Origin of the sequence: Caballeronia sordidicola (assembly GCF_002220365.1) — a bacterium.
In the GTDB taxonomy this organism is placed as follows: domain Bacteria; phylum Pseudomonadota; class Gammaproteobacteria; order Burkholderiales; family Burkholderiaceae; genus Caballeronia; species Caballeronia sordidicola_C.
Window position 1 is genome coordinate 1 of record NZ_MTHB01000111.1, and the last position, 21915, is coordinate 21915.

Annotated in this window: 19 protein-coding genes; 8 read left to right on the top strand and 11 right to left on the bottom strand. The window is 61.4% G+C overall.

Annotated features, from left to right (window positions below; translation table 11 throughout):
• The 6 genes from BSU04_RS18560 to BSU04_RS18585 all read left to right on the top strand — a co-directional run.
• On the top strand, positions 1-370 hold a 370-nt coding region (locus tag BSU04_RS18560), incomplete at its 5' end, for an IS4 family transposase (RefSeq protein WP_306427201.1).
• Positions 371-448: 78 nt separating this feature from the next.
• On the top strand, positions 449-1330 hold the full coding sequence (locus BSU04_RS18565; protein ID WP_089162006.1) for a branched-chain amino acid ABC transporter permease: 882 nt from the start codon (positions 449-451) through the stop codon (positions 1328-1330).
• Between the two features lie 8 nt (positions 1331-1338).
• Positions 1339-2385 (top strand): branched-chain amino acid ABC transporter permease, encoded by a 1047-nt coding sequence (locus BSU04_RS18570; protein WP_089162007.1) that lies wholly within the window; start codon positions 1339-1341, stop codon positions 2383-2385.
• Positions 2386-2448: 63 nt separating this feature from the next.
• Complete coding sequence (locus BSU04_RS18575) at positions 2449-3819, top strand: ABC transporter substrate-binding protein (protein WP_089162073.1); 1371 nt, start codon at positions 2449-2451, stop codon at positions 3817-3819.
• Between the two features lie 2 nt (positions 3820-3821).
• A complete protein-coding gene (locus tag BSU04_RS18580; protein ID WP_089162008.1) occupies positions 3822-4619 on the top strand; it encodes an ABC transporter ATP-binding protein in 798 nt (265 codons plus the stop codon).
• Positions 4620-5350: 731 nt separating this feature from the next.
• Positions 5351-6637 carry a lactonase family protein gene (locus tag BSU04_RS18585; protein ID WP_218827315.1) on the top strand — a complete coding sequence of 429 codons (1287 nt, stop codon included), beginning with the start codon at positions 5351-5353 and terminating at the stop codon, positions 6635-6637.
• On the opposite strand, the gene BSU04_RS18590 is transcribed toward BSU04_RS18585, so the two are convergent.
• From BSU04_RS18590 to BSU04_RS18625, 8 genes are read right to left on the bottom strand one after another with little or no spacing between them, the layout of a single operon-like run.
• Positions 6574-7587, bottom strand: a complete 1014-nt coding sequence (locus BSU04_RS18590; RefSeq protein WP_089162009.1) for an ABC transporter ATP-binding protein — start codon at positions 7585-7587, stop codon at positions 6574-6576. The two genes, BSU04_RS18585 and BSU04_RS18590, sit on opposite strands and share 64 nt — an antisense overlap.
• Entirely contained in the window at positions 7584-8624 is a 1041-nt protein-coding gene (locus tag BSU04_RS18595; protein WP_256983014.1) for an ABC transporter ATP-binding protein, read from the bottom strand. Before BSU04_RS18595 ends, BSU04_RS18590 begins: the two co-directional genes overlap by 4 nt.
• Complete coding sequence (locus BSU04_RS18600; RefSeq protein WP_089162010.1) at positions 8621-9508, bottom strand: ABC transporter permease; 888 nt, start codon at positions 9506-9508, stop codon at positions 8621-8623. The genes BSU04_RS18595 and BSU04_RS18600 overlap by 4 nt, the downstream gene beginning before the upstream one ends.
• Complete coding sequence (locus BSU04_RS18605; protein WP_089162011.1) at positions 9505-10446, bottom strand: ABC transporter permease; 942 nt, start codon at positions 10444-10446, stop codon at positions 9505-9507. Before BSU04_RS18605 ends, BSU04_RS18600 begins: the two co-directional genes overlap by 4 nt.
• On the bottom strand, positions 10443-11639 hold the full coding sequence (locus BSU04_RS18610; protein ID WP_089162012.1) for an NAD(P)/FAD-dependent oxidoreductase: 1197 nt from the start codon (positions 11637-11639) through the stop codon (positions 10443-10445). Before BSU04_RS18610 ends, BSU04_RS18605 begins: the two co-directional genes overlap by 4 nt.
• Entirely contained in the window at positions 11636-13048 is a 1413-nt protein-coding gene (locus BSU04_RS18615; protein WP_089162013.1) for an NAD(P)/FAD-dependent oxidoreductase, read from the bottom strand. Before BSU04_RS18615 ends, BSU04_RS18610 begins: the two co-directional genes overlap by 4 nt.
• On the bottom strand, positions 13045-13416 hold the full coding sequence (locus BSU04_RS18620; protein ID WP_089162014.1) for a (2Fe-2S)-binding protein: 372 nt from the start codon (positions 13414-13416) through the stop codon (positions 13045-13047). Before BSU04_RS18620 ends, BSU04_RS18615 begins: the two co-directional genes overlap by 4 nt.
• On the bottom strand, positions 13397-14527 hold the full coding sequence (locus tag BSU04_RS18625; RefSeq protein ID WP_089162015.1) for an NAD(P)/FAD-dependent oxidoreductase: 1131 nt from the start codon (positions 14525-14527) through the stop codon (positions 13397-13399). The genes BSU04_RS18620 and BSU04_RS18625 overlap by 20 nt, the downstream gene beginning before the upstream one ends.
• Positions 14528-14653: 126 nt before the next feature.
• Between BSU04_RS18625 and BSU04_RS18630 the strand changes: the two genes are divergently transcribed.
• Positions 14654-15571: a LysR substrate-binding domain-containing protein gene (locus tag BSU04_RS18630; RefSeq protein WP_089162077.1), complete on the top strand. Its 918-nt coding sequence runs from the start codon at positions 14654-14656 to the stop codon at positions 15569-15571.
• Here BSU04_RS18630 and BSU04_RS18635 read toward each other — a convergent pair.
• Positions 15558-17129, bottom strand: a complete 1572-nt coding sequence (locus BSU04_RS18635; RefSeq protein WP_256983015.1) for an ABC transporter substrate-binding protein — start codon at positions 17127-17129, stop codon at positions 15558-15560. The genes BSU04_RS18630 and BSU04_RS18635 overlap by 14 nt on opposite strands.
• Before the next feature lie 349 nt (positions 17130-17478).
• Here BSU04_RS18635 and BSU04_RS18640 point away from each other — a divergent pair, with 349 nt between their 5' ends.
• Positions 17479-18387: a LysR substrate-binding domain-containing protein gene (locus tag BSU04_RS18640; protein ID WP_089162016.1), complete on the top strand. Its 909-nt coding sequence runs from the start codon at positions 17479-17481 to the stop codon at positions 18385-18387.
• Positions 18388-18716: 329 nt separating this feature from the next.
• Here the strand turns inward: BSU04_RS18640 and BSU04_RS18645 are convergent, their stop codons facing one another.
• Both BSU04_RS18645 and BSU04_RS18650 read right to left on the bottom strand, forming a co-directional pair.
• The gene (locus BSU04_RS18645; protein WP_089162017.1) at positions 18717-20132 is read right to left on the bottom strand and encodes a YeiH family protein; all 1416 of its coding nucleotides are present in this window, start codon (positions 20130-20132) and stop codon (positions 18717-18719) included.
• A 356-nt stretch (positions 20133-20488) separates the two neighbouring features.
• Positions 20489-21826: a TAXI family TRAP transporter solute-binding subunit gene (locus BSU04_RS18650; RefSeq protein ID WP_089162018.1), complete on the bottom strand. Its 1338-nt coding sequence runs from the start codon at positions 21824-21826 to the stop codon at positions 20489-20491.
• Positions 21827-21915: the final 89 nt, after the last annotated feature.

Consider the following 21915-nt stretch of genomic DNA (forward strand, 5'->3'; position numbering starts at 1 on the left):
CTGCCGGGTTGAGGCGCTGCAACTCTCACAGATGGAGCGGGTGGAGAAGGCGCTCGTGCTGTACATGGTCGTATCGTGGCGTATCGCGCGGCTCATGCGTGTGGGCAGAACCTGTCCGGAGTTGGACGCGTCGCTGTTCTTCGAGCCTGACGAGATACACGGCGCCCACGTGCTCTGTAAGAAGGCGCGTCCGAAAAAACCACCGACGCTCAACCAGATGATACGGATGGTCGGCTCACTAGGCGGATTTCTCGGGCGCAAGAGCGACGGCGAACCGGGAGCGAAGACGCTGTGGATTGGCATGCAGCGAGTCATGGATGCTGTGATCACCATCCAGATCTTGCGCGACGGCTATGACACTTCTGTATAACGAAATGAGCTTATCTGGGTACGCGTCACTGAGCTTGCCGATATCGCTTACCTCACCGATTCACCAAAGGCTGCATCCATGAGTTTTTTCCTTGAAGTACTAGTCGGCGGTTTGTTGGCCGGCGTGATGTATTCGCTTGTTGCGATAGGTTTCGTATTGATCTACAAGGCATCAGGCGTGTTCAATTTCGCGCAAGGCTCGCTCGTGCTGTTCGGCGCACTGACCTTCGTAAGTCTTGTCGAACGTCACGTTGCCCCCTGGCTTGCTTTCGCGGCAACGCTTGTGGCGCTGGTACTGATCGCCATTGCGATAGAACGCGCAGTGCTTCGGCCGCTTGTGAACCGCACGCCTATCGTCCTGTTCATGGCGACACTGGGTCTGAGCTTCATTCTCGAAGGCGCTGCCCAGTTGTTCTGGGGCGCGCAGGTGCATGGCCTGGATCTCGGTATCGACGATAAACCGCTTCAATTGGGCGGCGTGATGATCAGCCAGTTCGATCTCTTCGCAGCGGCCACGGCTGGAGTGCTTGTGATTGCGTTATCGCTGCTGACGAATCGCACCCGGCTCGGTTTGTCGCTGCGCGCCGTTGCCGACGATCCGCTTGCCGCGCTTGCGGTGGGTATCCGCCTGCCGCGAATCTGGGCCATTGTCTGGTCGCTCGCGGGGTTCGTCAGTCTGGTTGCCGGCCTGCTGTGGGGCGCACGGCTCGGGGTGCAGTTCTCGTTGTCGCTGGTGGTGCTGAAGGCGCTGCCGGTGCTGATCATCGGCGGCTTCTCGTCGATCGGTGGAGCAATAGTGGGTGGTCTGCTGGTCGGCGCCTCGGAGAAGCTGGCCGAGGTGTATCTGGGCTCGCTGGTGGGCGGTGGTATCGAGAACTGGTTCCCATATGTGCTTGCCATCCTGTTCCTGCTTGCGCGTCCTGCGGGGTTGTTCGGCGAACCCGCCGTCGAACGGGTATGAGGCCGCTTATGTCGACCATCGTCATTCGCCGCCCGAGGCTGAACGTTGCAGCGCCCGCCACCCTCGGACTCACGATAGCCGTGGGCCTGGCCATCCTCGCTGCGGTGCCGGGTGTAGCCAGCGAATACTGGTTGAGCGCCGTGCTCACGCCCTTTCTGATCCTCTCGCTGGCTGGGCTTGGCTTGAATCTGCTGACGGGTTATGCCGGTCAACTGTCGCTGGGCACTGCGGCGTTCATGGCCGTCGGCGCCTATGCAACCTATAACTTCGCCGTCCGCGTGCCGGGGTTGTCTTTATTGGCGGACCTTCTGCTCGGCGGCTTGATTACGGCAATTATCGGCACGTTGTTCGGCCTGCCGAGTCTTCGCATCAAGGGCTTTTACCTGATTGCCTCAACGCTGGCCGCGCAGTTTTTCATCGAATGGCTCCTCACCAAAGTGAGCTGGTTCTCCAACGACGATACGTCCGGTGTCCTCAGCGCACCCCGGCTGTCGATCTTCGGCTGGTCCATCGCCACGCCGGTTTCGCGCTATCAGTTTGTTCTCGGCGTTGTTGTGGCGGTGTTCGTGGTGGCTTCCAGCCTTGTGCGCAGCGAACTCGGCCGGCGCTGGATGGCGGTACGCGACATGGACACGGCAGCCGCGGTCATCGGCATTCCGATTGGCCGCACCAAGTTGCTGGCATTCGCGGTCAGTTCGTTTGTCATCGGTATCGCGGGCGCGCTCTGGGCGTTTGCTTATCTCGGCACGGTCGAGCCGCATGGCTTCGACCTCAACCTGTCGTTCGAGGTGCTGTTCATCATCATCATCGGCGGGATGGGCAGCATTGCAGGCAACTTCTACGGTGCTGCTTTTATCGTGTTGCTGCCCATTGCGTTGTCCCACGCGGCCGGTGCGCTGGCCGCTATAGGCGTGGATGTCGGGCAACTCCAGAACCTTCAGAAGATCCTCTTTGGCACGTTGATCATTGTGTTCCTCATCAAGGAACCGGACGGGCTTGCGCGGCTGGTGCAGATCGCCCGGCAGCGTCTCAGGAACTGGCCGCTGCGGGCCTGAATGTTTGCGCAGAAACCATTGATATCTCTCATCTCAATCCAGGCAAACACGGACCCGTTCAGCATGACTCTTTCCCTATCACGTTTATTCCGCGCGACCTGGTCGCGCGCGGCTGGCATCGCTGGCATATCGCTCGTGCTCGCGGCCGGCGCTCTTACAACCACTTCAACGGCGTACGCAGGGGGCGAAGAGTACTTTCCCTTGCAGAGTTACAGAGTAGGACCCTACGCGGCGGGAGGCACCGGTTTCTTCGGCGGTTTTATCGACTACATGCAGCTCATCAATACCCGTGACGGCGGCGTGAACGGCGTCAAGCTGACGTGGAGCGAATGCGAAACCGAGTATGTAGTGGAGAAGGGCGTGGAATGCTACGAGCGCCTGAAGGCCGGCCTCAACGGCGCACCGGCGGCCGCTACGAATCCGCTCTCGGTCGGCATAGCGTATGCAACCATCGACCGGTCGACGGCGGACAAGCTGCCGCTCATCACAATCAATCATGGCCGCACGGACTCGACCGATGGCGCCGTTTTCCCCTATGTGTTTCCGTTGCAGCTGAACCCGTATAGCGAAGTCTCCGCAATCATCAATTACATCGGCACACAATCGGGCGGGTTGCAGGGTTTGAAGGGCAAGAAGATCGTGGTGCTTTATCACGGCTCGCCTTATGGCCGCGAGACCATTCCCGTACTGGACATCCTCGCGAAGAAGTACGGCTTCGAACTGACGCAGATCGAAGTGCCGCATCCGGGCAACGAACAGGGTTCGCAGTGGCTGAACATTCATCGGATCAATCCTGACTGGGTCATCTTGCGTGGCTGGGGCGTGATGAATCCGGTAGCGCTCAAGTCCGCTCAAAAGGTGGGCTTCCCGGCGAATCACATCATTGGCAACATCTGGAGTAACTCGGAAGAAGACGTGCGTCCAGCGGGCGACGCCGCCAAGGGTTTCATCTCGATCACCACGCATCCGTCGGGTACGAACTACCCCGTGCTCCAAGCTATCGATCAATACGTCATCAAGCCCGGCAAGGGCAACCTCAGTGATCCGGCGCGCTTTGGGACGGTGTATTACAACCTGGGTGTCGTGAACGGGATTCTCAATGTTGAAGCGTTGCGCGTCGCTCAGGCGAAATACGGCAATAAGCCGCTGACGGGCGAGCAGGTCCGCTGGGGTTTTGAACACCTCGATCTCGACAACCCCCGCCTGAAACAGTTGGGCGCGTTGGGACTGGTACAACCGCTCAAGCTGTCGTGCTCGGATCATGAAGGCGGCGGTGCCGTGCGATTCCAGCAATGGGACGGCCAGCACTGGAAGGTAATCAGCGACTGGGTGCAGGCCGATCGTGCGCTGCTGCGTCCGATTATCGAAAATTCGGCGAATGCGTATGCGAAAGAGAAGGGCATCACGCCGCGCGACTGCAGCAAGGATCTGTAGCCATGGCCGACGCCACGGTTCTGGATGTGGATGGCATCGCCGTCACTTATGGCGGCCTCATTTCGGCGTTGCGCGGGGTGTCGCTGAAGGTGAAAGAGGGCGCTGTAGTCGCGTTGCTCGGCGGCAACGGTGCGGGCAAAACCACTACGCTCAAGGCGATTTCAGCGTTGCTCGGTGCCGAACGAGGGGAATTGACGGCGGGACGAATCGTGTATCGCGGCAAGGACGTGACGCGTGCGAACCCCTGGACGCTCGCGGAGGCCGGTCTCGTCCAGGTGTTGGAAGGGCGGCGCTGTTTCGCGCATTTGTCGGTGGAAGAGAACCTGCGGATTGGTGCGTATGTTCGTCGCCCGTCAGTGCGTGAAGTCGAGGCGGGCCTTGAGCGTATCTATGGGATTTTTCCGCGCTTGAAGGAGCGCCGCAAGTCACTCGCCGGGTTGACGTCCGGCGGCGAGCAGCAGATGGTCGCGATCGGCCGCGCGTTGATGGCGCGGCCCTCGGTGATCCTGCTGGATGAGCCTTCAATGGGACTTGCGCCTCAGATTGTCGAAGAGATCTTCGAGATCGTCGCGAGGCTTAATCGTGAGGACGGAGTGAGTTTTCTACTGGCTGAACAGAATGCGGCTACCGCCTTGCGATACGCAACGTACGGTTATGTGCTCGAAGGCGGGCGTGTCGTGGCGCAAGGAACATCGGCTGAACTTGAACAACTCGACGTGCTGACGGAAGCTTATCTAGGTGCGGTGAATGGAACGGGCGGTCGCGCAATACGGCGCTCGTCACGCTTCGCGCCTGCGTGAAGGCATCGATGTATTTCGACGGGTCGTACAGCGTCACGGCTCTCGAGCACGGCCTCGAAACCGGCGCACGAACGTCCGGCGATATCAACTGATCGTGGCGTCGACAAAGACACGCCTCTCCCACACTCACTCCGAATCCCGAACTGAACGAAGTCAGCTCGGGATTCGTCATTCCCAGTGCATGACGAGCGTGTTCGCAATGCCTGCAAACCGCTCAGATGGCGCGCGACGAAAATGAATCGGTATGCTAATGAAGTTGGAACGAACGAGCCATGTAGCTCCTCGGATGTCGAGTGTTTTTGTCCAGTTGACGCTGTGAAATTGCATGCTAGAATAATCCTTAATTAAAACATATATTCCATCATTAAGGAATAAAATGCGTGAGATATTCACTTATTCCCGGCGGACCGACTGCCGGTGTCGTGCAAGTTAAAAAGCGCTGGTGCGCGAAGCACCCATCCAGAACGGCCGCATTGACCGCGGCATGAGGGTCAGCAGGCAAGGCATTGTGAGCGCGATGGCCGAGTTCGAGCAGTGGCCAAAACGCGATTCAGCGGCGGTATGCGCTTCCTGAGCATGGTTATCTGACGCTGCGGCACGAAGCGCTGTAGCGCTGAATAGGTGAATCGGTGGATCAAAACTTCAAGACTTGAACCGTATGCGAGGCAGTCATCTCTGTCGCGGCGCTCATAGATACTTAAGGGCTGCAGTCATCATCCAGGAGGCAAGCAATGAGCAAAGTTCGAAATCTCGGAGTCCGTGCATCGCAGGCGCGACGTGTCTGGCTCAAGCGCGTGAGCGCGCTGGCAGCCATGTCGGCCATGGGTTCGCTCGCAATAGCTCGCCCCGCACAGGCGGCGAGCGCGGGTGCGAGCACGGCGACCAAAGCGCGGACGGCCGAGCCGCTATTTGCCTACGTCGGCACTTATACGCCAAACGGCCTTGGCATTCATCGCTTCCAGGTCGACGGGAACACCGGCAAGCTTGACGCGCTCGAGCCGCTGCGCGGCATCGAGAATCCGAGCTGCCTCGTCGTCGACCGGCAACAGCGTTTCCTGTTTGCCGTGAGCGAGGTGAAAAACTACAACGGCACCAAAAACGGTTCGGTCAGCGCCTATGCAATCGAACCAGGCACGGGTTCATTGCGTCTGATCAACGCGGTCAATTCGCAAGGCGCAGGACCGGTCTATTTAAGCCTGCATCCGAATGGCCGCTTCCTGCTGGTGGCGAACTACAACAGCGGAAGCATCGCGGTTTTTCCGGTGGCGAGCGACGGCACGTTGGGCGAAGCCAGTTCCGTGCAACAGCCGCAGGCTCCGGCAGGTGCACAACACGCGGCCGAAGGCGTCCCTGGGAGCTTCGCGGTGAGTGACCACGACGGCTCGCATGCGCATACGATCGTGTCTTCGCCGGACGGGCGATTTGTGATTTCGACTGACCTGGGTGTCGATCGCACCTACGTCTGGAAGTTCGACGAAACCACGGGCGCGCTGTCGCCAAACGATCCACCGTTTATCGCGTCTTCGGCAGGCGCGGGACCTCGGCATGTGGTGTTTCATCCGAGCGGCCGGTATATGTACGAAGTCACCGAGGAAGCGTCGACCCTGGTCTGCTACGCATACGACAGCGCGCGCGGCGTGCTGACGCAATTGCAATCCGTCTCGACGTTGCCAGCCGCTTATCAGGGCACGAGCTTCGCATCGGAAATCCTGCTTTCACATGACGGCCGCTATCTCTATGTGGCGAACCGTCTGCATGACACCATCGTGCAGTTTCGCGTGGGCACAGACGCTCGCCTGACGCGTGTTGGTGAGACGCCGACCGGCGGCGACTATCCTCGAGTGATCAGGTTTGATCCGTCGGGCCGGTTCATGTATTCACTGAATCAACGCAGCGATCAAATCGCGATCTTCGCTGTCGATACGCCCAGTGGCAAGCTTCGATTTACGGGCACTTACGTGGCGGTTGGCAGCCCCTCGGATATCGCTTTCGCGTCTCCGGCCGTGACAGGAAAGTAGCACGCAACGCGCCGTGCGGACGCGAGCGCTTCCAGCTTTGGCACCTCCGTCATACAAGGCCCGGCGGCGCGCGGGCAACGCGGGTGGAACGCACAACCGGACGGCATGCGCGTCGGCGAGGGTATTTCTCCCTCGATCTTCGACAGCCTGATACGCGCACCTGGATCCGGTACCGGAGAGGAGTCTCTCAGGACCCGGCTGTACGGATGCGCTGGCGCGTCCAATAACGGCCGCGTCGGACCGCTCTCGACAATGCGTCCCAGATACATGACGCTGACTGTGTCGCAGAACTGGCGTACCACGCCCAGGTCGTGCGAAACGAAGACGAACGACAGTCCGCGTTCCTTGCGCAATCTCGCGAGCAGATGAAGGATCTGCGCTTGTACCGAAACGTCGAGCGCCGACACGGGCTCGTCGGCAATAATCAACTCGGGGTCGAGCACCAGCGCGCGAGCAATGCCAATGCGCTGGCGTTGACCGCCCGAGAATTCGTGCGGGTAACGATCGAGCACATCGACTGGCAGGCCGACGTCGAGCAAAGTGTCGGCAACCTTCTTGGCAATCGCGCGGGCGTTGCCCTGGCCGTGCACACGCAAGGGTTCCTCGAGCGTCTGACGAACTGTGCGGCGTGGATTGAGTGACGCGTACGGATCCTGAAACACAATCTGAATGCGTTGGCGCAGCGTGCGCATTTGCGCCGCGCTGGCGCGCCGAAGATCGATACCATCAAACACAATGGAACCCGAATCGGGTTCGATCAGGCGTAACAAGGTGCGTGCAACCGTCGATTTGCCGCAACCGGATTCCCCGACCAGTCCCATCGAGCAGCCCCGTTCCACGGTGAACGAGACTTCGTTCACCGCTCTCACCACCTGATGCGGCGCACCGAATCGCCCGCCGCCGCTGGCGAAATGCTTGACCAGTTTGTCTACGCGCAGAAGTTCACTCATAGCGAGGTTTCCAGGTTCATTCGCAACTGTTCCAGCCGCACGGGACAACGCACCATATGGCCCGTGACGCCGCCCACCACCTGCTGCAGGACAGGGTGCTCGCGTTCGCATTGCGCCTGGCGAGACGGGCAGCGCGCCGCGAAGGCGCACCCGGTCGGCATCGACGCGAGCGTAGGCGCCTGGCCCGGGATGGCTCGAAATTCGTCAGTGTCGAGATCCACGCGCGGCATCGCGCGCAGCAGCGCTTGCGTATAGGGATGCGTGGGCCGCGCGAACAGCGCATCGACGTCAGCCAGTTCGACTACTTCGCCCGCGTACATCACCGCCACGCGGTCCGCGATTTGCGCGACGACGCCCAAGTTGTGCGTGATGAACAGGATCGACATGCCATGCGCCGCCTGCAACTGGGCCAGCAGCGCCAGTATCTGCGCCTGTATGGTGACATCAAGGGCGGTGGTCGCTTCGTCCGCCACGAGCAGTTTAGGCTTGCACGCCAGTGCCATGGCGATCATCACGCGCTGGCGCATGCCGCCTGAGAACTGGTGCGGATAATCATCGAGACGATTGTCCGCGCCGGGAATGCCCACCTCCCGCAATGCCTCCAGTGCTTGCCGGCGTGCTTCTGAATAGGAGGTGGCATGGTGCTGGCGGACCGCTTCGATAATCTGGTCGCCGATTGTCATCGTCGGGTTCAACGAGGTCATCGGCTCCTGGAAAATCATCGCGATGTCGTTGCCGCGCACGTGTGACATCTGCGCTTCCGACAACGTCGACAGGTCGCGACCTGCCAGCAGTATGTGACCGCCGGCATGGCGCGCGCCAGCACCCGGCAGCAACTTCAGGATGGATAGCGCAGTAACGCTTTTGCCGCTGCCCGACTCGCCGACGAGTGCCACGGTCTCGTTGCGAGCCACGGATAACGACACCCCGCGCACCGCTGCGTGCCATTGCTTGCGGATGCGGAACTCAGTGCGTAGTTCGCGAATTTCCAGAACGGCGGGATCCTGCGTCATGGTCTGTGTCATCGGCTGCGTCATCGCTTCTCTCCGCGCAGTTTGGGATCGAGCGCGTCGCGCAAGGCATCGCCCAACAGGTTCAGGGCCAGTACCGTGAGCAGGATGGCCACGCAGGGGAACACGATCAGCCACCAGGCGTCGAGGATATTGTTGAAGCCTTCCCGGATCATGCTGCCCCAGGTCGCAATAGGCGGCGGCACCCCGAGGCCGATGAAGCTGAGCGAGGCTTCGGTACGGATCGCCGCGGCCATCCACAGCGAAGCCAGCACGATCACATCCGAGGCCATGTTGGGCAGGATATGCACCCCCATCAGGCGTATCGGGCCGAAGCCCAAGGCCCGGCCTGCCTCGATAAAATCGCGCTGCTTGAGCGCGATCGTCGGTGCTCGCGCAATCCGCACGAACGGGGCGATCTCGGTGATCGCGATCGCCACGATCAGATTCTCGAGACTGGCGCCGAGCATGGCCGCCACCATCAGTCCGAGCAACAGCGTGGGAAACGAAAGCAGTACGTCGACCAGTCCCATCACCAGTTGATCGAACCAGCCGCCCAGGTAGCCCGCCAGTATGCCGAGCGAGGAACCTATCAGCATGGCGATCAAGACCGCGAGAAAGCCGACCAGCAGCGATATGCGGGCGCCATAGATCAGGCGCGACAGTACATCGCGGCCATAACTGTCGGTGCCCAGCCAGAAATCAGCCGATGGCGGATCCAGCCGATAAGCAATGTTCTGCTGAAGCGGATCGTGGGGTGCGAGCCAGGGGGCAAATACCGCCGCCAGGACGATCAGCAGCAACAGGGCCACGCCGATCCAGGCAACGCGATTGCTGAGGAGTGCACGCCATAGGCTATCGGGTGGCGCGGCGGACGCCGTAGGCGGGGCCGAAGGCGAGAGTGTGCTCATTTGTATTTCACTCGAGGGTCGACCCACCCGTAGGCGAGGTCGGTCAACAGGTTCACGATGATGACGCAGGCGGCAAACACGATCATCAGCCCTTGCAGCAGGGTATAGTCGCGCGCGTTCAATGCACCCAGGATCAACTTGCCCAGGCCGGGCCGGTTGAAGACGATTTCGGTCAAAACCGAGTTGCCGATCAGCGTGCCGAAATACAGGCCGACCACCGTGAGGATGGGAATCAGCGCGTTGCGCAGCCCGTGGCGCAAGATCAGTTGGCTCGGCCGCAGTCCTTTGGCGCGCGCCGTGCGGATGTAGTCTTCGCTGAGCACGCTCAGCATCGACGAACGGGAGACCCGGGTGACATAGGCTGTCATGATCAACCCCAGGTTGGAGGCCGGCAGTACCAGACCACGCCATTGGCTCCACGGGTTACCTGAAGTCGTGCTGCCAATGACCGGGAACCAGTTCAGTTCAATGGCGAACACCAGTAGCATCAGGATCCCGGACACGAATGCGGGAAACGACAGACCCGCCAGCGACAGCAAGCGGCTCAGGTAGTCGGGCCACGCATCGCGCCGCAGCGCGGCCCAGATCCCCAGGGGCAGACCGAGACCTATGCCGATGACAATGGCGGCGAAGCTCAACTGCAGGGTCCACGGCAGCACCTCTGCGACCTCTCGCAGAACGCTCTGGCCGTTCGACAGGGAGTAGCCGAAATTGCCTGTGAGCACGTCACCCAGGAAATTCAAGTACTGCGTATGAAGTGGCAAGTTCAAGCCTAGCTGGGTGCGTAGCGCTGATAGAGCCGCGGCGCTAGCCTGGTCGCCGAGCATGGCAGCAGCGGGGTCACCCGGTACCAGCCGCACCAGCACGAACACGGCGCTCAGCATGGCCAGCAGAGTGGGAATGGCGAGCAGGAGACGTTTAACGGTGTAGCGCATCATGCTGCGACCTCCGCTGACGGCGTGGCCATCAAGCGTTGTGCATTCAATGCACCAATGGCGCGCCGGGTCGAACCGCTGACGATCAGATCCGTCAGCGCAGCGCCTACGACGGGCACCAACTGGAAACCATGGCCCGAATAACCGAAGGCATGGAATACCCCTGGCGCGTTGACTGCGGCGCCGACGACAGGCAGCATGTCCTCTGTCTTTGCCTCCAGGCCCGACCAGACACGCACGATGCGAATATCGCGTACGCAGGGAAATAGATCAGTTGCCGCCCGGGCGCCTTTGGATAGGACACCCATTCGTACGGCCGAGGTTTCGGCGTCCAGGTCGGGGATTCCCTGCAAGCCGCCTCCGATGACCAGCGTGCCCTGATCCGACTGCTTGAAGGATAGGGACCGCCCCATGATCGATACCACGGGTTCGATCATGGGGGCGAGCCGTTCCGAGACGATCATCATGGAAGCCTTCGTATCAAGTGGAATGTCATCGCCGACCATCGCCGCGATGCGTCCGGACCAGGCGCCCGCCGCGTTGACCACGAACGGCACGACGAGGGTGCTGGTTGGTGCGCGGTCATGCGCTTGGCTGCCGCTCAGTGCGCTGTCGGTGACTGCGGCACTATCCATCTCGATGGACCAGTCCTGGCCACGCTGCTCGATGCGCCGCACGTCGCATCCTTCGCGGATTACGACGCCGGCAGCCTGCGCGCTGCGCCGGAAGGCAGCGAGGGTACGGTGCGGATCCGCGGCGCCATTGTCCGGTGCGATCGATGCGCCGATGCAATGCGGGCTGATCGCCGGGACCCGCCTGCGCAGCTCGCGGGCATCGATGATTGCTTCGTGCGTATAGCCCAAGCCGCGTAGTCTGGAAACGCGCTCCTCGAGTTTGGACAAGCTGTCGGGATGTTCCGCCACGCAGATCTGGCCGTGTGCATTGAAGCCGCAGTCATCGCCGACCAGTAAGCCGATGTTGTGCCACATTTCCATCGATTCGAGCGCCAGATCCAGTTCGCCCATATCGCGGTTGAGTGTACGCACGCCCGCGGCGGATGCCCCGGACGCGTGCCTGCCGACCCACGCCCGTTCGAGCACGACGACGCGTTTGCCCGCGCGGCTGAGCTGCAGGGCTGCTGACAGGCCATGCAGGCCACCGCCGATCACAGCGACATCGAAGACGTCGCTGCTCATGGCGCGTCGCTCTCTGTATTGCTTGCACTATCCAGGGACGCCAACTCGCCCAGCGTCAATGGCTTGAGGGGGGGACGTATGCGGTAAAACCCGATTTCCTCGACCGGTTTCCCGTGCGCCGCGGCGAGAATGTGTGCGACCGTGTAGCCGCACTGCCGGCCCTGGCACGGTCCCATTCCCGCACGCGTAAATGCCTTGATCTGATTCGGGCCCGGCTGCCCGATCCTGGCGGCTGCGCGGATCTGGCCAGCGGTCAATTCCTCGCAACGGCACACCATCGTGTCGTCCGGCGGCGCGAACAATTCCGCGCGAGGCGGGTACAAGGCGTCGAGCATCGGGCGAATCGAGAGTTCCGTTGCCAGTCGTTGGCGCAAGGGCTCGGCGAGGTGCCGCGCCGCATCGTCTTGCAACTTGCCGGCGCGCATCGCGATACCGAGTGCGGCCAGCTCACCGCGCGTGCAGGCGGCGCGCGCGCCACCGATGCCCGCGCCATCGCCCGCCAAAAAAATCCCGGGCTTGCTTGTCTGGCTCCACTCGTCGAGCGTTGGCGTGAGACAGTGTTGATTGACGCTCCAGACGTGCTCGCAACCGAGGGCCTGCGTCATGTGGATCGATGGAACCACGCCCTCGTGTATCAGCAGGAGGGCGGCTGCGACGCGTTGCGACTGTCCGTCGGCGGTTTGATACACGAGATGCTCCAGGCGCTGGCCGCCTTGCGCGCGCAGTTGCGTGACGCCGCGGACGATAGGAAAGCCCGCACGTCGTAACTCGCGTGTCCAGCTCAGACCTTTGAGTATGTCTTTCCAGGCGTGGCGTGCGCTCGCTGCATGCGGCAGGGCACGCCGCCAACCATCTGCGGGCGAGGTGTCCAGCCAACCGGCAATGGTGCCGCCGGCGCGCAGCAACTGCACCATGTAGAGCAGGGCAAGGGGCCCGCTGCCCGCGATCCATGGCGGGTCTTGTGGAATCTCGCGCGCGGTCTTCAGGAGGATCTGAGCCGCGCCCACCGTCAGCACGCCGGGCAAGGTCCAGCCGGGAAACGGAGCGGGCCGTTCCTGCGCGCCGGTGGCCAGCAGCACATTGGCGACCTGCACGCATTCCGCCTGTTGCGCGCGGCTCATGTAGACCTGCCAGCCAGGCTCGATTTGCCACACCTGGGTGCCGGGCTCGTAGACGGCCCCGCTCGCCCGGAATGCTTGCGCAAGCGGCAGGCCGGCGGCATATTCGTCGCCCAGTAATTTGCCGGTACGGGTCCCGGCCCGGGTTTCGACCGCGCGCCAGATCTGGCCGCCCGGCGCGGGCTGATCGTCCACTACCAACACGCTCAAGCCCAGGCCGCGAGCCCGTAACGCCGCGCTCATACCCGCAGGGCCCGCACCGATGATCAGTAAGTCGACAGCGCGGCTCATGGTGAAACTCCGCGTGGCATGCCGTTCAAAGAGTCAACATCGCTGACGGCAGTGTCTTGCGACATCACCATCGTGAGCACGCGCCGGCCGTGCTGGCGCTCCACACGCATGCCCTCGCGTACCTGCACGAGGCAGGTCTGCGTGGATGCCACGCCATCGACGCTGGCCAGGCATTCGAAGCACACGCCCATCATGCAATACGGCGTGCGCGGGCTGCCGCTCACCGGGGTGGTGCGCGAGAACGGCGGATCCAGCCGCAGCAGGACCGCAGCAACGCTGTCGCCAGGTTCGGCGCTCACCGGTTGTCCGTCGATCGTCAAGGTCAAAGCGGGGACTGTCGTCCTTGGGTCATGCAATTTGCGAAACATCGAAGCGTCCATGGTGAAAGACCTGCAGTTCGGCCGGAATAAGCGCTTGCGCGAATGCGGCCGCAAGCGGCCCCGCATGAAACGCGGCGAGCGTGATGCCGGAGTGACAAAGGGCGATCCATGCGCCGGGCTGGTCGACGGAACCCGCATAGACCGGGAAACCGTCCGGCGTCATGACGCGCAGGCACGACCAGTGCCGCACCAGCAGCGCCTGCGCCAACGCGGGCAAGACACGGGCAGCCTGGCGGCTCAGGCGGGCCGCGGCGGCGGTCGTCGTGCTCAGATCGAAGCCGACGTCCTCGTGGGTGACCCCAATCATTACCGTGCCTTCGGCGGTCTGCCGAAGGCCGCTGGCCGGCAAGGGGAGTATTGGCGCCAGGCGTTCGGTGACCAGGAGTTGTCCGCGTTGCGCGTGCAGCGGCACGTCCAGTCCGACCATACGACCGAGCGCCGGCGAGCCCAGTCCGGCGGCGACAATCACCTGAGCCGCCTCGAAGCGCTGGGTCCCGACCTGTACCTCGAAGCCGCCGCCGGTATGCGACGCGATGCGCGACACTGCGCTGTTGGCGCGCAGGTGTCCGCCGCGCAGTTGAAGGCCGTGCTGTAGCGCGGCCAGCAGGCGAAGCGGGTTGACGTGACCGTCGATGTGCCCGTAACTCGCGCCGCTGACCTCGGGTCCGAACTGGACCTTGGGCAGCAGGCGCTGCAGGGCGGCGCGATCCAGCATTTCCACGCTGCGTTCTTGGCCCGGCAACTCCTCGGCCCAGTGCGCCAGCTTTTCAGCACGTTGATCCCATTGCGCCTGGCCCAGACAGAAATGCAGGCCGCCGTCGGCGCGGTAGTCCAGCTCGATGCCGGTTTCGGCGGTCAACTCACGGGCGAAGGCGGGCCACAAGGCCACGCTTTGGCGCGACAGCTGTTGGTAGGCCGGCTCGCCTAAGCCCTTGCCTTGTACCCACACCAGTCCGAAGTTCGCTTTCGCCGCGCGCAAGTCGCCGTCCGCGCCGTCGAGGGCCAGCACGCGAAGGCCGCGGCCGGCCAGACCATAGGCGATCGCGGTACCGACCATGCCGGCACCCGCGACGATCACGTCGTAGGTTTGCTTCTCCATTTTCTGTTCCGTACTCCTATCGAATGTCATTGCGGTATCAGAAAAATGAGTGGGCGCGCGTCAATGTTTGTTATGCTCGAACGCGCATCAGCATCGGTTGATCGGCCTATTTCCAAGGGGTGTGGCATGAAGCGGCAACTCAATTTGCGCCAGATCGAAGCGTTCAAGGCCGTCATAGAACAAGGCACTGTCAGCCGCGCCGCCGAAATCCTGTTTGTGTCGCAACCGGCGGTGAGCAAACTGCTGGCGCACCTTGAAGACGAGACGGGGCTGGCTCTGTTCGAGCGCATCCGCGGCAAGCTGGCGCCAACCCGCCACGGCATGCACCTGTACGCGGAAATCGATCGCATCTTTGCCGGTGTGCGACAGGTCGAGCAGGCCGTCGATTCACTGCGCCGCGACGAACAGCGGCATCTCACCGTGGGTGTATTGCCCGCATTGTCGGGTTCGTTCATCCGGCGCGTCGTCATGAATTTCCTGAAGGTCCATCCCGATGTGCGCGTGTCCATCGAGACGCGCAGCTCGCAGTTCGTGGCCGACTGGCTGATCACGCGGCAGATCGATGTCGGCCTGGTCAGCGGGCTGGTGGACAATCCGTACATCGACAGCGAGTCGCTCATGGAACATCCCCTGATCTGCGCCTTGCCGCCGGCGCATTCGTTGTGCAAGAAAAAAATCATTCGCCCGCAGGACCTCGACGACCTTCCGTTCATCACCTTCTCGGCCAAGAGCCAGACCCGCCAGTTGGTCGAAGCGGTGTTCCAGCGCCATGCGGTGCGACTGAACGTGGTGCTCGAAACCGGCACCGCGCCGACCGTTTGCGAATTCATTGCCGCGGGTCTCGGTGTGTCGTTGATTCATCCGCTGTTCGCCGACGGTTTTCAGGATCGGCTGGTACTGCGCCGCTTCAAGCCGGACATGGCCTTCGGTTTCCGGCTCTGCCGGATGCCGGCATCGCGCAATGCCGGTCTCGTCGATACGTTTATTGAAGGCGCTCGTCTCGTGGCGGCACAGGTATCGGCCGAATTGCTCAGTGACCAGTAAGCGACGTCGTCTCGGTGATGGGTGGCGCGAGGTTCAGTGAACCCTTCAAGTCGTACCCGTACACGACCTTGTTGCTGTGAACCCAGACTTGCAACAAGCCGAATAACGGTACCGAGCAGACGTCATCGTGAATTTTCCGCTGCGCGCTTTTCCACAAAGCCAGTTGCTTGTTCGGGTCTGGCTCCACGCGTGCCGCACGGATGTCGGCATCCGCGATCGAGCAGTGCGAGAAGTTCGACATCGCCGTCGGAGAATTCACCGCCGCGGCTGAATCGTAGAACTCGCTTAGCCAGGCATCGGCGTTGGGAAAGCGTGCCGCGCCGTAGAACACCAACGCGCTCAAGTCTTTCCGGCTTTGTGCCTGATAGGTCGAGTGATCGACCACCTCCATCGTCAGTTTGATCCCGGCCTTGGCCAACTGCGACTGCACGATTTCCATGATCGGTTCCTGCTCCGAGATATTCGACACGACCGACTTGATGGCGATGCCGTTCGGAAAACCGGCTTCGCTCAGCAGCTTGCGAGCGTGCGCGATGTTGTACGGATAGCCGCCGCTCGAGCAGTCCTCTCCCAAGTAGCCCGGAGGAACCGCAGAGCAACCCTTGGTGGCCACATCCGCGCCGACGTAATGCATGATCTCGTCCACGTTGATCGACTCCGCCAGCGCTTGCCGGACCTTGACGTTATCGAGCGGCTTGATCATGCGATTGATGAACAGGGTGCGGAATTCGCCCGGTCTGAAGATATCGACATTCGTTCCGCTGCGTTTGCGGGCGCGTTCCACCCAGCGCTGTTCGCGCTTGCCGGCAATGATGTCGAGCTCGCCCGAGTTGAACGCCAGTTCGCGATCGCTATCCGATGGGATCATCCGGTAGGTAATGCCGGCGAGCTTCGGCTTGCCGCGGAAATACTGATCGTTAGCAACCAACTGCACGTATTGCTGCGTGACATGCTGGCTGAAGGCGAATGGCCCGGTACCGACTGGATGATTGCCGAACTGGTTGCCGTATTTCTCGGCCGCTTTCATGCTGACGATATTGCCGCCGTGATAGTTCGATACGTGTCCGAGGAAGGTGGCATCGGGGTACTTCAAGGTGATGCGCACGGTGTAGGGGTCCGTGGCTTCGGCCTTGTCGATCACGGCGAAGTTCGCCGCGAAGCTCGATCTTTTGGGGTCTGCGGCGCGCTGCATCGTGTAGACGACATCGGCCGAAGTCAACTCGCCCCAGTCGCCTTGAAACTTGACGCCATGGCGCAGATGAAACGTCCATACCTTGCTGTCCTTCGAGGTTTCCCAGCTTTCGGCCAGGTCTGCCTCGAGTGACTTGGGGTCCGCGCTGCCGGGTGCGAAGCGGACAAGACCATTGAAGATCTCGGCGACCACGCCGACATCGTTGGTCGACGTCGCACGATCCGGATCCAGCGTCACGTTGTCTTCGGCGCCGGAACTGATGCGGATCACCGGACGTGGATCGGTCTGCGCCTGCGAGGCAACCGGGAAGCTTAAACCTGCGGTAACCAGCGTCATGATCAGCGTGAATAAGATTCGGTAGCTCAAAGGTTGGCCCTCGATTGAGATGGGTCGTTCCAGCAGTGACGCTAAGGTGGAGCCTTCAAATCAGGCTGTCAAAGTCCGATATTCGCGTGGCGTATTCGAAAGAGTTATAGACCGGGTAATCCCGTATCGCGGGCAACGGGTGGGCCTGTAGCGCCCACGATACGTACAGGCAGGAAGCCAACTGGAATGGATAAAGCTGATTTGTTTATTTCAAGCAGATACTGTTATGACGTTATTTCCCGCTAAACGTCTTGAATCAGGCTCTGAAATCAGAATATGGTGCGAAAAAGAAACTGGATAATCGTTTCTTTTGGGTTGATGATAGTGTTTTGTTATGAACTGGTTTCGAATGAAATTACGACAACTCGAGGCATTCCGTGCCGTGATGCTTTGTGCGACCGTCACGCGGGCTAGCGAGATGCTTCATATCTCTCAGCCCGCGACCACACGCCTGCTGGCAGACCTGGAAATCTCCTTGGGGTTTGCGCTGTTCAAGCGAGAAAAGAAACGTCTGCATCCGACGGCAGAGGCTCAAGCGCTTTTCGAGGAAGTGCAACGGTCATTGTTGGGTATGGATCGAATCGCGCGGGCAGCGGACGAGATACGAGCGTTGCAGCGCGGAACGCTGCAAATCGTAGCCGCACCTGTGCTCGCGCACTCGTTTCTCCCTCACGCCACGGCAGACTATTTGAAGACCCATTCCGGCGCTCACATTTCGCTTCTGGCGCATTCGTCGCGTACAGTGGTCGACATGGTCGTGGGACAACGGTGCGACGTGGGCTTTGCCATCTTGAGGATGGACTCGCCGAGCACACATGGTGAACGCTTGTTTTCGACGAAGATGATGTGTGCGATGCCGAGAGGCCATCGTTTAGCCTCGCGCTCACACATTGCGCCGAAGGATCTCGCCGGCGAGCGATTCATTGCGTATCCGCGTGACCTGGAGTCACGCCTTGAGTTAGATGCCTTGTTCGCCTCTCAAGGCATCAGTATGGAAGTCCAGGTTGAAACGCAGGTATCCTACGTAGTCTGTTCGTTCGTTGAAGCAGGGGCGGGCGTGGCGATCATTGACGCGATCACAGCGCTTGCTTATAGAGGGGATGGGGTTGTCTTTTGCCCTTTTGACTCGACCGTGGCCACGCACTATTCCGTCTTGATTCCTTCCCAGCGGCCACCGGCCCTCCTGCTGCCTTCCTTCGTGGCACATGTCAGGGCTTATGCGCTGGCTAAGCTAGACCCACGTCTGGTTATTGCGTGATTGCCGCTGGGTGGGGGAGAGTTGGCGCGAGTTGGCGCGAGTTGGCGCGAATTGACACGAATTGGCACGAATTGGCACGCGGACGAAAGCCTATGGCAAGGTCAAAGAGTCGGCTTCGAATTCGCCACACGAATCCCCCGGCGATATCAACTGATCGTGGCGTCGGCAAAGCCGCGTCTCTCCCACACTCGCTCCGAATCCCGAACTGAAGGAAGTCAGCCCGGGAATCGTCGCTTCGAGTACATGACGGTCGTGTTCGCAATGCCGGCAAGCAGCGCAGAAGGTGCGGGAAGCACCAGCGTCATCAAGCTTGGCGGCACGGTTCATCTTCATTGTCCGAGCGAGGCCCAATACGCCCCGAATACATGCACTGACAGCAGATAGCCGATCACCACATTAACGGCGACGCCCGCCGTGAACGCGATGAAAGGCTTTGCACCCGTCGCGGACAAGCTGCCGAGTCGCGTGGTCAAGCCGATGCTCAGGAAACAGAAGGTAAAGGCCCAGGTGCGCAGTGCGGTGATCGGCGCGACGAAGGCGGGCGTCACGACGCTCCGGTATTCAGTCAGCGTGTAATGGCTGCCGATCCACGTAACGAGTGCCGAAGCGATCAGGAAGCCGATCACGAACTTCGGAAAGCGCGTCCAGATTTCGCGCGCCGTCGTCTGCGTTTTCACGGCGCCGGGTTCGTCGCGATCCCAGCGAGTGGTAGCGACAATCGCGAGCACGAATGCCCAGATGCCGATCCAGATGTCGCGCCCGACCACCTTCATCAGCGTGAAGGCTTGCAGCGACGCTTCCGGGGCGCCGGCAATCGCGCTGCCGGCATGCTTCGCCAGATCGCCGTACGCCTGCGCGGCGGCAATGCCGGCGGCATCCGCGAATTCCGATGTCCCGATCCACGCACCGGCCACGCCGGTCGGCAAGCCGAGCGCACGCGACACGAACGGCAGCGCGAATACCATCACGATTGCCCAGACGACCACGAGCGTAATGGCTACCGATGCCTGTTCGCGCTTCGCTCGCACTGCTCCCGCAATGGCGATGGCTGCCGATACGCCGCACACCGCGCCGCCGACACCGAGCACGGCCGCAAAACGCTTATCCAGTCCGAGCGCACGGCCGACCAGGAAGATGACGAAGAAGGTGACGAGCGAAACAACGGTCGCCTGGCCAACTGCGACGGGACCGGCCCACACGAGCAGCGTGAAGGGTAGCGTAGCGCCGAGCAGCACGATACCGACCTTGATATAGAACTCGACGCGCAAAGCAGGTACGAGCCATGCCGGAAGCCGCGTCAGGTTCGAGACAATCAGGCCGAGCGCGAGCGCGATCAGCGGCGGTTCGAGGTTGTAAGTCGACGAACTGGTCCAGGCCCCGGCGATGAAGATCAGCGTTGAAACCACGAACACGACAAGAAAGCCCGGCACGAACTGCGCGACCCGTTGCCCGAGCGCCGCGACCGCGATGCCGAACAGAATGGCGAAGACGATAAAGAGTGCGATGTAGTTCGGGAGGTGATGTCCCAGGTCAGTTGCTGCCTGAGCACCGCTCGACCATTTCGCGGGTGCGACTGCCAGCCACTTGATGCTCGTGCCCGACGCAAACAGCAGGTACGCGATCACGATGATGGCCAAGCCGATCCAGACGGCCCACCAGTCTTCGGTTTTGAAGGGGCCGCTGCTGGACCGTTCGGGCTGGCGTTCGGCTTCGTAAGATGGATTGGTGGTGGATGTATCGCTCATCGTCGCCCCGAAATTGTTATAACGCCGGTGCGTGCGAGCCCGGACGGCATCGCTACGGCTACCGGCGTACTGACTGAAGGTGTTTGCGTGGTCCGTGGAGGATCGCCGGATTGCGGCGCAGCGACAACGGTTCCGATTCGCTGCGTGCGCCGCCGTGCACGGAATTCCACGATCGGATTATTGGCAGGCGTGGGTCACTCGCGCCAATATCGATTCGCTATTTCTAAATCCGAAATTGTGTATTAGGGCGCGGCGAGGGTGGGCCTTTCGTTCTCCGACGGTTCTCCGACAGTTCTTCGACTGAACCGCCAACCATCCCCGGCAGAGACGAAACCGGAACCCTGCCTATGCACTTTCTACCGCGCTGCTTCGCTCAAATGCGTCCGCACGAACCCAACGTGTTCACGAAGTACATAAAACGCATCGGCATGCGCAAGCGGCATGCGCAAGGTATTGAGGGACTCCTCGATCTGGTCGAGCTCCGCTACGAGCGCCTGTCGCTCCTGCGCAGTCGAGCTGGTCAGCGCGCTGCGTTCTATTGCGATGAGCGCGCCGTAATACCGATAGATCCGGGATCTCACGCGCCACGCATACAACGCGGGAATCAGCCGCAACGCCGGGATCAGCAGGACGGCGACGGGCAGCAGCAGTACAAGTATCCGGTCTGCAATGCTGGCGAGCCAGAAGGGCAGGATGCGGTAGAGGAAACTTTTCCCCGACTTGTAATAGCGTGTGGCCTCTTCGCTGATCGGGTATTCGCGGGCGATCGGATTGGGAAATTGCCCGGCATTTTGCAGCAGCCCCGGCATTCCGTGGACTTCCTGGGCAGCCTCGATGAGCAGATCCGATATGGCCGGGTGCAAGTTTTGCCGCGCGAGGATCTCGACGGTCGGGCCGATCAGATGCAAGGTCTGCGGAGGTATCTTTCGCCGGAGATCGAGCACGCCTGTCGGCAGGTCGATTTCTTCCAGATACGGGAAGAGCCGCGTATAAGCGCTTGCTTCCGCGAAGTCCATCACGGAAGTGCCCGGTATGCCAAGCAGCCTGACCATCAGCCCGCGCGTGGTCGAGTCGCCATTGAGCATTGCAGCATCAACGTTGCCGGCCACCAACTGCTTCGCCGCGTCCATGCCGTCGATCGGAACGAGTTGAGTGTCGCCACCCGGGCTTATGCCGTTGGCCTCGAGCAGGCTGAGCGACAGCCGGCGGGTGCCGCTACCCTCGCGCCCAATCGCGATCCTCTTGCCTTCCAGATCCGACAATTGCGTCAACCCCTTGCCGCGATAAAACACCACGATGGGGACGTAAAAGACGCTCCCGAGCGACATGAGGGAGGCTCTGGCCGCCGCATCGGACACGCCCCCTTGCACCAGCGCAAGGTCGACATGGCTCTTGGGGTCCATCAGTCTTTGCAGGTTCTGCACCGAACCATCGGATTCGAGCACCTTGAGGGTGACGCCATTGCGCGCCAGGATTTTCTTGTACTCGTCGGCGGTATGCAGGAGCGCGCTGTCCTCGGGACCTGCGCTGATCGTGATGGTTCTGGGCGGAGCAGGATCTGCCAGCCAGACGATCAGCCCGATCATGACGATGAAAAACAGGGCGAAGGGTGCCGACGTCAGAGAAAGATCGCGCCAGGCCACATGGGAGTGGTCGTGCGGAAAACGCGGGTGATGCGGGCGATGTTGTTTCATGAGACCCCGAGGGAAAAGCCTCACACTTTTAGGAATGACATCAAGCCGTAGTCAGGCGGCGCTTGAGCGGAGCAGCGACTGCCTCACAG

Excerpts from the sequence above, each read along its gene's own strand:
- BSU04_RS18565 (WP_089162006.1), top strand. The coding sequence starts at position 449 with ATGAGTTTTTTCCTTGAAGTACTAGTCGGCGGTTTGTTGGCCGGCGTG.
- BSU04_RS18570 (WP_089162007.1), top strand. The coding sequence starts at position 1,339 with ATGTCGACCATCGTCATTCGCCGCCCGAGGCTGAACGTTGCAGCGCCC.
- BSU04_RS18575 (WP_089162073.1), top strand. The coding sequence starts at position 2,449 with ATGACTCTTTCCCTATCACGTTTATTCCGCGCGACCTGGTCGCGCGCG.
- BSU04_RS18580 (WP_089162008.1), top strand. The coding sequence starts at position 3,822 with ATGGCCGACGCCACGGTTCTGGATGTGGATGGCATCGCCGTCACTTAT.
- BSU04_RS18585 (WP_218827315.1), top strand. The coding sequence starts at position 5,351 with ATGAGCAAAGTTCGAAATCTCGGAGTCCGTGCATCGCAGGCGCGACGT.
- BSU04_RS18590 (WP_089162009.1), bottom strand. The coding sequence starts at position 7,587 with ATGAGTGAACTTCTGCGCGTAGACAAACTGGTCAAGCATTTCGCCAGC.
- BSU04_RS18595 (WP_256983014.1), bottom strand. The coding sequence starts at position 8,624 with ATGACGCAGCCGATGACACAGACCATGACGCAGGATCCCGCCGTTCTG.
- BSU04_RS18600 (WP_089162010.1), bottom strand. The coding sequence starts at position 9,508 with ATGAGCACACTCTCGCCTTCGGCCCCGCCTACGGCGTCCGCCGCGCCA.
- BSU04_RS18605 (WP_089162011.1), bottom strand. The coding sequence starts at position 10,446 with ATGATGCGCTACACCGTTAAACGTCTCCTGCTCGCCATTCCCACTCTG.
- BSU04_RS18610 (WP_089162012.1), bottom strand. The coding sequence starts at position 11,639 with ATGAGCAGCGACGTCTTCGATGTCGCTGTGATCGGCGGTGGCCTGCAT.
- BSU04_RS18615 (WP_089162013.1), bottom strand. The coding sequence starts at position 13,048 with ATGAGCCGCGCTGTCGACTTACTGATCATCGGTGCGGGCCCTGCGGGT.
- BSU04_RS18620 (WP_089162014.1), bottom strand. The coding sequence starts at position 13,416 with ATGTTTCGCAAATTGCATGACCCAAGGACGACAGTCCCCGCTTTGACC.
- BSU04_RS18625 (WP_089162015.1), bottom strand. The coding sequence starts at position 14,527 with ATGGAGAAGCAAACCTACGACGTGATCGTCGCGGGTGCCGGCATGGTC.
- BSU04_RS18630 (WP_089162077.1), top strand. The coding sequence starts at position 14,654 with ATGAAGCGGCAACTCAATTTGCGCCAGATCGAAGCGTTCAAGGCCGTC.
- BSU04_RS18640 (WP_089162016.1), top strand. The coding sequence starts at position 17,479 with ATGAAATTACGACAACTCGAGGCATTCCGTGCCGTGATGCTTTGTGCG.
- BSU04_RS18645 (WP_089162017.1), bottom strand. The coding sequence starts at position 20,132 with ATGAGCGATACATCCACCACCAATCCATCTTACGAAGCCGAACGCCAG.
- BSU04_RS18650 (WP_089162018.1), bottom strand. The coding sequence starts at position 21,826 with ATGAAACAACATCGCCCGCATCACCCGCGTTTTCCGCACGACCACTCC.